This window comes from Salinisphaera sp. LB1, assembly GCF_003177035.1.
GTDB lineage: Bacteria > Pseudomonadota > Gammaproteobacteria > Nevskiales > Salinisphaeraceae > Salinisphaera.
The window spans coordinates 3,642,395-3,654,329 of record NZ_CP029488.1; the positions used below are offsets into that span (position 1 = coordinate 3,642,395).

Here is an 11,935-nt window from a genome sequence, read left to right on the forward strand (position 1 = left end):
TGAAAAGCCCGGAGCGCCATGCGGCCGATCCGCTTTAGAGGCCCACATGCCCGGTATAATCAGTTCCGCACCATACGCGTCACCACTGGATTGTTCATGACCATTCTCGTCACCGGCAGCGCAGGCTTCATCGGGTTTCACGTCGCCCAGCGACTGCTGGATCGAGGCGAGCACGTGGTGGGCGTCGATAATTTCGACCCGTATTACGACGTCGCGCTCAAGCGCGCCCGGGTGGCCATGCTCGAAAACAATCCGGCGTTCGAACAAGTCGAGCTCAACATCGCCGATCGTCAGGCCATGCCAGCGCTGTTCGCCGAACGCGGCTTCGAGTGCGTCGTGCATCTCGCCGCGCAGGCCGGCGTACGGCATTCGATCGATCACCCCCATGACTACATCGACTCGAACGTCACGGGCACATTGAACATCCTCGAAGGATGTCGGCATAACAACGTCGCCCACCTGGTATATGCGTCCACCAGCTCGGTGTACGGCGCCTCCACCGACATGCCCTTCTCGCCCAGCGGTGACGCCGATCACCCGCTGGCCATCTACGCGGCCTCGAAACGAGCCACGGAGTTAATGGCGCACTCCTACTCATACCTGTACGGCCTGCCGACGACGGGCCTGCGCTTTTTCACGGTATACGGCCCCTGGGGCCGGCCCGACATGGCGCTGTTCCTGTTTACCCGGAAGATGCTGGCGGGCGAGCCCATCCCGGTGTTCAACCACGGCAAACACCGGCGCGACTTCACCTTCGTCGACGATATCGCCGAAGGCATCGTCCGCGTCCTCTATAAAACCGCCACGCCGGACGAAAACTGGAACAGCGACACCCCGCGCGTCGACAGCAGCCCCGCACCGTGGCGGATCTACAACATCGGCAACGGCAACCCCGTGCCGTTGATGGACTACATCAACCGTCTCGAAGAATGCCTGGGCATCACGGCCGAAAAAGAAATGCTGCCCATGCAGGCCGGCGACATCGAAGCCACCCACGCCGATGTCCATGGCCTGTTCGAAGCCGTCGGATACCGCCCCGAAACCACCGTCGACGAAGGCGTGAAGAAATTCGTGGACTGGTATCGCAGCTATTATGGCTGAACCGGCCCAAGCCAACCGGCAAGAGCCGCTCCAACTCGTGCCCAGTAGGTGGATTAGCCGCAGGCGTAATCCGACAGAATCAAGCCTACCAGCCGCGCGAGCCCAGCATTCTCGCTACGGAGACAAGCCCGGATTGTCGGCTTACGGCCTTCGGCCTAAGCCGATCCACGAAGGCCGCACGCAATGCTTCCCACAGGGGCTATACGGATTCGGCCTGCTCTGTTTCGCAAAACAAAACCTTACAACCGGGCGACGCCAGCACTCTCCGCTGCATGATGTAAACCGGTGTCCAGCGTGGCGAGCGGCAAGCCTTCTCGCAGCGACAATTCCAGATACGCCGCATCATAAGCAGACAGGCGATAGCGGCGCGCGAGCTCAAGCGTGGTCCCGAGAGCGTACTTTGATGTATCGCTATCCACAGCAATCGCGAGCGCATCAAGCAGCCGCAAGAACTCAGCGCTACGAGCGTTAACCAACCAATTCTTCGCTTCGGCGCGCGAAATGACGTTGGCTACCTCCAGCGGCCAGATCGACGGAGCGATGGCTTGCGCGTTCGGGCGGCCGAGCACATCCAAAACGTGTTCGGCATAGGCCAGATCGGCGCCGCTGCCATCGGCGAAAAGCCAACGCGTGGCGACCGAATTGTCCAACACGAACCGCGCTAATCACGGCCTTCGTCGATCAGCGCTTTTATATCTATACCGGTCGCCGGCGATTGTCGCCGCATGAATGCCCGCATCCGGCGCGCCGCCTCCGGCCTTGTCTCCCGGCCAGCGGTGCCATACGGCACAAGCTCCGCGACCGGGCGGCCCCGTTGCGTGATCGTAAATCGCTCCCCCGCCTGCACTTTGCGCAGGTATTCCGCCAGCCGCGTCTTCGTCTCGTAAGCGCCTATATCGGTTGACTTGTGCATGGTTGAGGTCTCAACTTGGTTTCGACTAGTCTATAAACTGGTCTTTCCAGAGGCAATACGCGCACGTACGCTCCTCGCCCTCATAGGGCGTAGCCGCCCCACAAGAGCCGACCCAGCTCGTGCCCAGTAGGTCGGATTAGCCGAAGGCGTAATCCGACAGAACCAACCGCGCGAGCCCGGTATTCGCACGACGGCAGTAAGCCGGAGTTGCCGGCCTACCTTCGGGACAGCCAATCGCATGCCAACATAAGACGTCATATCTGCTGATCGGACTCTCGATCAGGGATCGCGCAATAACAAAAATGACTACTTGCCATAGTCACGACGGCAAAGTAGATTCATGATCATGGTCTATGACGATGGCAAGAATATGCATCCGAAACACGTAACAAAATCGCAATTCAAGGCCAAGGCCCTTGAATACATGCGCCAGGTTGAAACGTCAGGCGAATCCGTCGTGATTACTGATCGCGGACGACCCACGGTCGAAATTCGCCGCTATCGCTCCGATCAACGGCCGCCTCTGGAGATTCTGAAAGGGAGCGTGATCGATTTCACGGCTCCGACGGAGCCCGTTGGCGACGAAGACTGGGAGGCAGCGTCTTGATCGTCCTAGATACCCACGTACTGGTCTGGTGGGTCACTGGCGATCGGCAACTGTCCCCGCACGCGAAAACGGCTATTGAGACTGAGCGTTCTGCGGCCGATGGCATCGTACTGGTTTCGGCCATTTCGGCATGGGAGATAGCCATGTTGGTCAAAGCCGAGCGTCTCACGCTGACCATGGCATTGGATGACTGGCTTGAAACGGTATCGGCCATCGACGGTGTGCGGTTTGTACCTTTGGACAACGATGTGGGAGTGGAATCGACCCGCTTGCCCGGCGAGTTCCACACAGACCCTGCCGACAGAATGATCGTAGCACTGGCTCGGCATCTGAATGTGCCGCTGGTGACAGCGGACACGAAAATACGAGCCTATAAACATGTACATTCAACCTGGTGATGTCATCAGCCCGTAGGTCGGATTAGCCGAAGGCGTAATCCGACAGAACCAAGCCTGCCAAACGCGCGAGCAAAGTGTTCCGACCGAAAGAGCCGCCATTAACAGGCGTTCTTATGCACAAACCCTTTGAAGATCGTCAGAAATATAATCTTCAGGTCGAACCAGAGCGACCAATTTTCTATATAGAACAGATCGCATTCGACGCGCTTGCGCATTTTGTCGACCGTATCTGTCTTGCCGCGATAGCCGTTGACCTGCGCCCAACCCGTGATTCCCGGCTTAACGGAGTGGCGAAGCATGTATTTCTCGATAAGTTCCTTGTATTCCTCGTTGTGGACCAAGGCATGCGGTCGCGGACCGACGATCGACATCCGACCTTGCAGCACGTTAATAAACTGTGGCAACTCGTCCAAGCTGGTCCGGCGAAGGAATCGGCCGAACGCGGTCACGCGCTGGTCACCGGCCGATGCCTGCGTGACGACACCGTTACTTTCTTCATGCACAACCATGGTTCGGAACTTGTAAATATGGGTCGGGCGGCCACCCCAGCCATGTCGCTTTTGCTTGAACAGAACAGGCCCAGGTGACGATAGTTTCACCCCGATCGCAATAACCAATAGCAACGGGCTAATCAACATCAAAATTAAAAACGCCAGAACACGGTCCTCGACGGCCTTGACTACCCGCCGGAGCCCCTGCATCGGCGACACATTGAGGTTAAGCATGGTCAGACCGAGGATCTCGGTCACGGGCCGCTGGATCAGCCGGATACCCTCGAAATTCGGCACCAGCCGCATGGTAATCGTGCTGTGCCGGAAGTCGCGAAGCACCTGATCTATCGACGCCTGCTGATCCAGCGGCAGACACAGCCAGATCTCGTCGATATCCGCCCGGCGTGCCAGGCGGGGGATGCGGCTACTGTAGCGAATCGGGCGGATCACCTCAGAGTCTGTAGCCGAGCTACGGCCGATAAGCGCCGTCGCCACGATCTCCCAGCCCGTCGACGGCGCATCAACGACACGATGGATCACATCCGCTGCGAGCGACCCCTGCCCCACAACCAGGATACGGCGATGGTTCCAGCCCCGGACCCGCAATGCCTGAAGGGTCGCATGGATTACAAAACGCCCTAATACGAGCAAGACTCCCGACACCAACACCCAGTCGAGCACCCAAAGCCGGGAATATGGCCCGCTCTGTTTGAGTAGGAAGCCGATAAGAACTAGGCCGAAAACCACGGCAAACCAGCTGAGGATCATCGCACGCGCATGGGCCAGCGGATTACGCCCGCGCCACGACTCGTATAACCCAAATGCCGGAAAAACAGTCAGCGCCAGCAACACGGCCAGCACGACCGGTGCCCGGTAATGCAGCCCCAGCACCCAAGAACCAAACCGCCAAGCGTATGCCAGATAAGCACCGAGCACGATCATCAGCACATCGGCCAGCACATAGAGTGCGACCGAAACGCTACCGTGTTCACGCAAAAAGCCGCGATAAACCATGCTTATCGCCTCGTCAGCCGCCGGAACAAAACACAGAGCAACGCACCAATACCCCATCCACGCGTCGACGATCCGCCAGCGCGACTGCATGTCACACGCACAGTATATAACCCCAAGAAATGGCCCCGGCGGCGCCGGCTGGCCCAGCTGAACGCTGGAACCGCAACCGTACACCAAACCGGCCGCCAAGATAACGCCATGTCTCGGTTTTTTAACGGCCCCGGCGCCAGGCCCACAACACCGACCATGCTCGATGCCGCAGCGCCGAGGACGGCCCCGATTGCTGCCTACCCACAGGAAAGCCAGCGTGGCGTCGCGCATATCGTGCGGCCGGCGCCGGTAGTCCATACCGCGCCCCGGCCGGTGACCGAGCCGAGCGCTCTATTCGCCGCGATACTGCTCTTGATGGTCCAAAAACCAACGGTATGTCTGCTCGATACCATCGGCCAGTGGAATACGCGCCCGCCAGCCCAACGCGTGTATGCGCGACACATCCAATAGTTTGCGGGGCGTACCGTCCGGCTTGTCGCGATCCAGGACCAATGCCCCCTCGTAGCCGACGACTTGCTGGATCAGCTCCGCAAGCTCACGTATCGATATGTCCTCGCCCACGCCAACGTTGACGATTTCAGGACGGCTGTATCGCTGCATCAGGCTGACCGCTGCATCGGCCAGGTCGTCGACATGCAGAAATTCTCGCCGCGGTGTGCCCGACCCCCAGACCACCACTTCCGGCTGCCCGGCCTGTTTCGCTTCGTGGAAGCGCCGCAACAAGGCGGGTAAAACGTGCGAGTTCTGTAGATCGAAATTGTCGCCCGGCCCATACAGGTTGGTCGGCATCAGTGAAATGGCATCAAACCCATACTGCTTCCGATACGCCTGACACATCTTAATGCCGGCAATCTTGGCGACCGCATACCATTCATTCGTGGGCTCGAGAGGGCCGGTGAGCAGGCTATCCTCGGGCATCGGCTGTGGCGCGTGCTTAGGATAGATGCACGACGACCCGAGGAACAACAGCTTGTTCACGCCGTGTTTCCACGCCGAGTGAATGACGTTGGTCTGCATGGCCAGGTTATCGCGGATGAACTCGGCCGGATACGTACTATTGGCCTGGATGCCGCCGACCTTGGCCGCCGCGAGGAAAACATATTCCGGCCGTTCCGCCTCGAAGAACGCCTCCACTGCGGCTTCGCTCGTCAAGTCCAGCTCGCTGCGGCTGCGCACCAGGAGATTCTCGAAACCGCCGGCCTCCAGGCGCCGCACAATCGCGCTTCCGACAAGCCCCCGGTGCCCGGCAACGAAAATGCGCGACCCCGGGCCCGGCCCGGCCGCGGGCGCAATGTCGGACGACTCGGACTCAGAAACCATAACGCTCTCCAACTCGACGCTGTTCCGCGACTCATGCCACGAACAGCAGGGTTCGACACTTAGTGTGTTGTCGCAGTTACGTAGGTGAATTAGGTGCTTGCACCGTAATCCGACAGGCGAGCCCCAGAACCCGCGGATTGAGCGTCGGATTACGCGCTGCGCGCTAATCCAACCTACTTATAACACATTGTTTTTACGGCTTTATGCAAAATTCGGGTTAAAGCAATGACAACATATGCTACGGGCTGGATATTCCCGACCCGCAGCAACATGTTCCCTCATTCGTGGTAATCAAAGGTCTGGAAGCCTTGACGCCGGCACAACTCATCGCGCTCGGCACTCATCAGATCCTCCCGCACCATTTCGGCGACGAGCGCATCGAACGACACTTCCGGCTCCCAGCCAAGCTGCTCGCGCGCCTTGGACGGATCGCCCAGCAGCGTCTCCACTTCCGTCGGGCGAAAGTATCGCGGGTCCACGGCCACCAGGCATGCCCCGGTCTTCGCGTCGTAGCCTTTTTCGTTCTCACCGGCGCCTTCCCAGCGCACATCGATACCCAGCTCGCCGCACGCCGTCTCCACAAACTGGCGCACGGAATACTGTTTGCCGGTCGCAATCACATAATCTTCCGGAGCATCCTGCTGCAGCATCAGCCACTGGGCCTTCACATAGTCACGCGCATGCCCCCAGTCGCGCAGCGCCTCCAGATTGCCCAGATAAAGACAATCCTGTAGACCCAGCTTGATGCGGGCGAGCGCCCGCGTGATCTTGCGTGTCACGAATGTTTCGCCGCGCAATGGGGATTCGTGATTGAACAGAATGCCGTTGCAGGCGTACAGGCCGTAGGCCTCGCGGTAATTCACCACCGCCCAAAACGCGTAGAGCTTCGCGACGGCGTAGGGTGAGCGCGGGTAGAACGGCGTGGTTTCGCTCTGGGGGACGGCCTGCACCTTGCCGTAAAGTTCCGACGTGGAGGCCTGATAAAAACGCGTTTTGTCTTCCAGCCCGAGGATCCGGATCGCCTCCAGCAAACGCAGCGCGCCCAACGCATCGCTATTGGCCGTGTACTCCGGGCTTTCGAACGACACCGCCACGTGCGATTGGGCGCCGAGGTTATAAATCTCGTCCGGCTGCACCTGCTGGACGATACGAATCAGATTCGTCGAGTCCGTCAGGTCACCATAGTGAAGAATGAATCGCGGGTCGGCCTCGTGCGGATCCTGATACAGATGATCGATACGGTCGGTATTGAACAACGAAGCACGCCGCTTGATGCCATGCACCTCGTACCCTTCGCCCAGTAGCAACTCAGCCAGATAGGCCCCATCCTGCCCGGTTACCCCGGTAATAAGCGCGCGCTTTGTCATGCATCGTCTTCCACTGTATCGGCCGCGCCATTCACAAGCGCCTCGGCCTCGAATTCAAAATTTCTCATGATCTGCTCATACCCCAGATGCCTTTCGGCGTAATGTCTGGCCTTCGCGCCCAGGGCATATCGACGTTTCCCGTCATCGGCGAGTTCGCTCAAGGCCTTCGCGAGCGCATCGGCATCCTCGGGCGGCACACAAATGCCACATTCGGAAACAATTGATGCCACCTGCGTGCCTTCGGCCGCGGTCGCCACCACCGGCCGGCCGCTCGCCAGCATACCGGTCAGCTTCGACGGCATCACCAGATCGGCCGCATCGGCCCGCTGTGGCAACACATGGATATCCGCCAGGTTCAGCAGCTCGTTGAGCTTTTCCATCGGCTGCAACGGTAGCCAACGCACATTCGGCAAATCCACCGAGCGCGCTTCAAGCTTAACCCGGGCGCTCCCGGCACCCGCAATGACCCAGATGATACTTTCATCGCAGGCCGTACGGCGGGCGGCATCAATCAACACATCCAGCCCCTGCTTCTCGCCCAGGTTGCCGGCATACAGCACGACACGCGAATCGTCGGCAATGTCCAGTTCGTCCCGGAAGCCAGACGGCGCCGCCAGAGGATAGATAGCTTTCGTATCCGTCCAGTTCCGAAACAGCACACGGCGCGATGTCGGTACCCCCTTATCCGCCAGGCGGTCCATCATGCGGTCGGAAATGGTGGATACGCGGTCGAAGCGGCGCAGCAGTTGGCTCTCGGCGCCCAGAAACCACCGCCGGGCCTGGGTCGATTGCAGCATACCCAGCCCGAACGCGGCATCCACCTCGAAATCCTGAATATGAAGCCAGCTTTTCGCCCCTGCCACTCGCGCCACCAGGGCCGCCATAGGCGCACAGAACAACGTCGGCGCGATGACCAGTACCAGATCCGGTCGCCACCGTACCTGGGCTAGCATCACCGGCAGGCTGCTCGCCGCAAAACTCGCCAGATGCACCAACCGCTTGCCGCCACTGGGCGATGCCGGAACCCACAGCGGGCAGCGATACATGGTCATCTCGCCACAGCCCGACGGATAAGCCTGCCGCAAGTAACGCACGGCCGAATAATCGTTGCCAATTCGCCAGTCGGGATAATAAGGCGGCGCCGTGACCACGCGGACCTCGTGGCCTTCGCGTGCCAGCCAACGGGCCATCTCGCCCGTATACTTGCCAATACCCGTCAACTCCGGGGCAAAATTGATTCCGTGGATGAGAATGCGCAAAGCGCGTGACTCCCTGTATAAGCCATCAATTGATGAAGCGTCACCATACCCGACTTGGCCGCTGCCGCAATACGGAGCAGTCTGCAGCGCCGGAGCGGGCTCAAGCTATCAATCGTGGTCAGGAAACTTGTTGTTGTTCGCAGGAAAGGACGCTCCCATCGTTCGCCATATGACTACGCGATCAGCTCACAAACGGCGAAACAAAAAATCCGCCTGCACGGCGCGCCCGTCCCCGTCGTAGGCCATGTGGTATACGCCGCACAACTGAAAGCCGCGCTCGCGCAACCAGGCGATGACCTCGTCGGCGAAAGCCTGGCCGACATACAACTCAATGAACGAGCACTCGACATAGACCCAAGTAAAGCGCTCGAGCAGATCTTCGCAGCCGGCCAGGGCTTGCAACTCGAAACCCTGGACATCGAGCTTCAACAGCGCCGGTGTTCCGATAGCCTCGGCCGAAAGGTGCTCGGCAAGACGCGCGACGCGGATTGTTTCCGTGCCGGCCTCGGCCGTGCCGGGAAACAGCGCGTCCTGCGCCGCAGTAATCGGCAGCAGCGAAGAAGAATCGTCCCGCGCGGAGCGATGGATCTCCGCCTCGCCCGGCTCAGGGCCCAGGGCCGCTATAACCAAGCGCGCCCGCCGGTCTTCATCGAACACTGCCTGGTACACCGCCGCTGGGCCAGACAACGGCTCGAACGAAACGATCCGTGCGTTCGGAAAACAACGCCGCGCCGCCAGTGCGAACTGGCCACGGTTTGCGCCCACGTCCACGACTGTCTTCAGCGCACCAAGATGTTTCAGTACACCAGCGTGCTCGACACCGGCTGCCACGCGATGGTGGCGCAACGCATTACGCCAAATCGGCACGGGGAGAATACGGGCCAGTTTGCCGGCCTTGGCGGTCAGAGCTCCGATGACGAGTCCTGCATCTTATTCGCGTACCGCGGGTTACGCTCGCCGGTCAATTCACTCATTATTGCCTGCCAACGGGCCTGGCTTTCAGCATAGGTCTGCGCGAAGCGCGCGGCGGCGGTCTTCGATGCTGCCTCGAATGCCGCAGGGTTATCCAGCCAGGCAGAAATCTGTGCTAATGCTTCCCGCACGAACGCCTGCCCAGGCTCAACGAGCCGGCCACAATCCTCACTCACCACTTCGGGGATGCAGCCACGGCCGTAGGCGATTACCGGGCAGCAGTTGCCCATGGCTTCATGCACCGTTATCGGTTCCGCCTCGTTCGAATACCGGCTCGGGAACACGAAACAGTCCAAGCCCCCGAAGAATGCTACTTTCTGATCGCCGTACTTGGGCCCAACATATTCAACGTTCGGTAGCATCGCTAGGCGCTCTCGCACCGCATGCTCCGTTTGCGCATCCTGAAACGGGCCAGCCAAGAAGGCACCCACGGGTAATCCACGGTCGTGAATCGCCGCACACAAATCAAGAAACTCAAATACCCCTTTTTCGGCCGCTATGTTCGCTAGAAAACCGATGCTTTGGAGTTCACTACGCTCCAGTTCCACATACTCACCACCGTTTAAAAGGAATATCGCATTAGAAAGTGACACCACTCGATTGGCGCTGTAGCTTCCTTTCAGCCTATCTTTCATGTGAGGAGATAGGACCACATGACACGCCTGCCTTCCTGCTAGCCTAATCAACACCGAGGTGAGGCGCTTGGGCGAGTCAAGATAGGCAAAACTGTGATGGTGCAGGAATACGCGCATCCGCCGCAGGCGGGCAGCCACTAAAAAACAAATCTCGTACGCCTGTCCCCAGCCTCCCGAAACACTCATGTACAACGTCTGCTCATACCTAGCCCGAAAAATCAGCGTCAGCATTGCTGACCAGACCCGAGGTAGGCGGCTGAGCCGAACCAGTAAACTACGCCGCAAACTGGACGCAGCAATATCGAGCACATGCACCTCTGTGCGTGTAGCATAAAGCCGCTCCCGGACAGCCGCATTCACCGCCGCCATGCCGTGCACAGGCGGTGGGAACGCGCCAAGCATCCAGACCAGAGTATCGCTGCGCTTCATAAGCTGGCGCATCTAATGGAGGGAATCATGCGAGTCCGACGAATTTGCGTTCAGGTAGTCGCCGATCGAGTTGAGAACTGAGGCGCCATAGACGTTCCATGTATGAGCGGTCTGGACTTTTCGCCGCGCGGCAACACCCATGCTCTCTCGAAGCTCGGCACTTTCGAATAGGCGCACTATCGCTTCGGCAACGGCGGCGGCATCGCCTGCCGAGATCACAAAACCGTCCACGCCGTCCTCTATCATTTCGCCAGAGCCGTTGTTTGTGGTTGTGACTACGGGCAGACCCGAGGCCATAGCTTCCAGCGTTACGAGAGCGCATGCATCTTCAATCGTCGGCAGAACAAACATATCCGCCCGGCGCATCGCAGTTGCGACTTCGTCGGGACGGGTCGGGCCCTCGTGCGTAACGTTATCGGGCATATCTTCCAACACCTCGGCGCTTACCACTGGACCAATCAGGCGAAACCTCAATGGTAAATGGCTACAAAGCCGCGCCGCTTCGAATAGCGTTTTTATGCCCTTGCGATGGGATATCTGACCTACATAAAGACATTCTAATGGCCCCGATTCTGTGGTCGCTGAGCCGCCAAGGCTAGTCTGTTGCCTTGGGTGAAACGATCGCAAATCCACCCCGTAAGGCAACACTTTGATCTTGTGTGCTGGAACACCGTGCTCAAGCAATTGTGCTTCGACGAAGTGGGAAGGCACGAGCACCCAATCGGCAAGGCGCAGCTCCTCCTGAACACGATCAGCGACCCAATCGGGCACCAACTCTTGGTGCGGCGCACACAGGCCAGCCATTTCAATGAGATAGCGATTGTGCTCCGCTGGGTGGCTATTCACAAAATTCAACACGGCTATCCCACTCTGCGCCTTAATAGCTCGAAAGCTTTCGAGACTGGCGGCATACATACCGACCAATACATCGGCAGCCCTCCGTTGCACGCGTTTGGCAACCGCTCGATCGAAGCGGCGCTTCGTCCAATACATCAAGTTACTGTTCCACTGCGGCCTTACCCGACCAACGACCCGCCTCGCCGCCACGTGCAGCAGCTCCGAAGGAACAGCCACATCAGCGACGTTACCCTGCGGGATATCAGCGAATGCCCTTCGAGCAAATTCGCGAGCGAGACTTTGCCCGAATACCGGCATTCTTTTCACCTTAGACTGCCACCGCGCAAGATAGAGCGTGGTATAGAACTGACTAAGCCGCCCATCCGCCGCCGCAGCTCGGGCAATCGCCAACACGGCGTTCTCACGATAAGGGGTCGTGACCAGAATTCTGTTCAACGTGCTCTCCATGCGGATTACTTTTCGGCTAAGATCATAATTGGGCACTGACACGATGAACCACTGGATGAACATGTCGGGCTTT

12 protein-coding genes are annotated in these 11,935 nt (G+C 59.1%); 3 read left to right on the plus strand and 9 right to left on the minus strand.

Annotated elements, in window-relative coordinates:
- Positions 1-96 precede the first annotated feature (96 nt).
- Complete coding sequence (locus SALB1_RS16265; protein WP_109994796.1) at positions 97-1,101, plus strand: NAD-dependent epimerase; 1,005 nt, start codon at positions 97-99, stop codon at positions 1,099-1,101.
- A 239-nt stretch (positions 1,102-1,340) separates the two neighbouring features.
- On the opposite strand, the gene SALB1_RS16270 is transcribed toward SALB1_RS16265, so the two are convergent.
- On the minus strand, positions 1,341-1,754 hold the full coding sequence (locus SALB1_RS16270) for a type II toxin-antitoxin system VapC family toxin (RefSeq protein WP_109994797.1): 414 nt from the start codon (positions 1,752-1,754) through the stop codon (positions 1,341-1,343).
- An 8-nt stretch (positions 1,755-1,762) separates the two neighbouring features.
- Complete coding sequence (locus tag SALB1_RS16275; protein ID WP_109994798.1) at positions 1,763-2,014, minus strand: type II toxin-antitoxin system Phd/YefM family antitoxin; 252 nt, start codon at positions 2,012-2,014, stop codon at positions 1,763-1,765.
- A 340-nt stretch (positions 2,015-2,354) separates the two neighbouring features.
- Here SALB1_RS16275 and SALB1_RS16280 point away from each other — a divergent pair, with 340 nt between their 5' ends.
- Together SALB1_RS16280 and SALB1_RS16285 are read left to right on the plus strand one after the other, a co-directional pair.
- Positions 2,355-2,621 (plus strand): type II toxin-antitoxin system Phd/YefM family antitoxin, encoded by a 267-nt coding sequence (locus SALB1_RS16280; protein ID WP_199678838.1) that lies wholly within the window; start codon positions 2,355-2,357, stop codon positions 2,619-2,621.
- Positions 2,618-3,019, plus strand: coding sequence for a type II toxin-antitoxin system VapC family toxin (locus tag SALB1_RS16285; protein ID WP_109994799.1), 402 nt, complete (start codon positions 2,618-2,620; stop codon positions 3,017-3,019). The genes SALB1_RS16280 and SALB1_RS16285 overlap by 4 nt, the downstream gene beginning before the upstream one ends.
- A gap of 98 nt (positions 3,020-3,117) precedes the next feature.
- Here SALB1_RS16285 and SALB1_RS16290 read toward each other — a convergent pair whose 3' ends face one another.
- The 7 genes from SALB1_RS16290 to SALB1_RS16320 all read right to left on the minus strand — a co-directional run bounded on the left by SALB1_RS16290 (position 3,118) and on the right by SALB1_RS16320 (position 11,925).
- The gene (locus SALB1_RS16290) at positions 3,118-4,614 is read right to left on the minus strand and encodes an undecaprenyl-phosphate glucose phosphotransferase (RefSeq protein WP_199678839.1); all 1,497 of its coding nucleotides are present in this window, start codon (positions 4,612-4,614) and stop codon (positions 3,118-3,120) included.
- Between the two features lie 291 nt (positions 4,615-4,905).
- The gene (locus SALB1_RS16295) at positions 4,906-5,895 is read right to left on the minus strand and encodes a GDP-L-fucose synthase (RefSeq protein WP_109994801.1); all 990 of its coding nucleotides are present in this window, start codon (positions 5,893-5,895) and stop codon (positions 4,906-4,908) included.
- Between the two features lie 278 nt (positions 5,896-6,173).
- Complete coding sequence (gene gmd, locus SALB1_RS16300) at positions 6,174-7,262, minus strand: GDP-mannose 4,6-dehydratase (protein ID WP_109994802.1); 1,089 nt, start codon at positions 7,260-7,262, stop codon at positions 6,174-6,176.
- Positions 7,259-8,521: a glycosyltransferase WbuB gene (locus SALB1_RS16305; RefSeq protein WP_109994803.1), complete on the minus strand. Its 1,263-nt coding sequence runs from the start codon at positions 8,519-8,521 to the stop codon at positions 7,259-7,261. The genes gmd and SALB1_RS16305 overlap by 4 nt, the downstream gene beginning before the upstream one ends.
- A 186-nt stretch (positions 8,522-8,707) precedes the next feature.
- Positions 8,708-9,388, minus strand: a complete 681-nt coding sequence (locus SALB1_RS16310; RefSeq protein WP_222843041.1) for an FkbM family methyltransferase — start codon at positions 9,386-9,388, stop codon at positions 8,708-8,710.
- 35 nt (positions 9,389-9,423) lie between these two features.
- Positions 9,424-10,557 carry a glycosyltransferase family 4 protein gene (locus tag SALB1_RS16315; RefSeq protein ID WP_158590787.1) on the minus strand — a complete coding sequence of 378 codons (1,134 nt, stop codon included), beginning with the start codon at positions 10,555-10,557 and terminating at the stop codon, positions 9,424-9,426.
- 12 nt (positions 10,558-10,569) lie between these two features.
- A complete protein-coding gene (locus SALB1_RS16320; protein WP_109994806.1) occupies positions 10,570-11,925 on the minus strand; it encodes a glycosyltransferase family 4 protein in 1,356 nt (451 codons plus the stop codon).
- Positions 11,926-11,935 lie beyond the last annotated feature (10 nt).

Excerpts from the sequence above, each read along its gene's own strand:
- SALB1_RS16275 (WP_109994798.1), bottom strand. The coding sequence starts at position 2,014 with ATGCACAAGTCAACCGATATAGGCGCTTACGAGACGAAGACGCGGCTG.
- SALB1_RS16290 (WP_199678839.1), bottom strand. The coding sequence starts at position 4,614 with ATGCAGTCGCGCTGGCGGATCGTCGACGCGTGGATGGGGTATTGGTGC.
- SALB1_RS16265 (WP_109994796.1), top strand. The coding sequence starts at position 97 with ATGACCATTCTCGTCACCGGCAGCGCAGGCTTCATCGGGTTTCACGTC.
- SALB1_RS16280 (WP_199678838.1), top strand. The coding sequence starts at position 2,355 with ATGATCATGGTCTATGACGATGGCAAGAATATGCATCCGAAACACGTA.
- SALB1_RS16315 (WP_158590787.1), bottom strand. The coding sequence starts at position 10,557 with ATGAAGCGCAGCGATACTCTGGTCTGGATGCTTGGCGCGTTCCCACCG.
- SALB1_RS16320 (WP_109994806.1), bottom strand. The coding sequence starts at position 11,925 with ATGTTCATCCAGTGGTTCATCGTGTCAGTGCCCAATTATGATCTTAGC.
- SALB1_RS16295 (WP_109994801.1), bottom strand. The coding sequence starts at position 5,895 with ATGGTTTCTGAGTCCGAGTCGTCCGACATTGCGCCCGCGGCCGGGCCG.
- gmd (WP_109994802.1), bottom strand. The coding sequence starts at position 7,262 with ATGACAAAGCGCGCGCTTATTACCGGGGTAACCGGGCAGGATGGGGCC.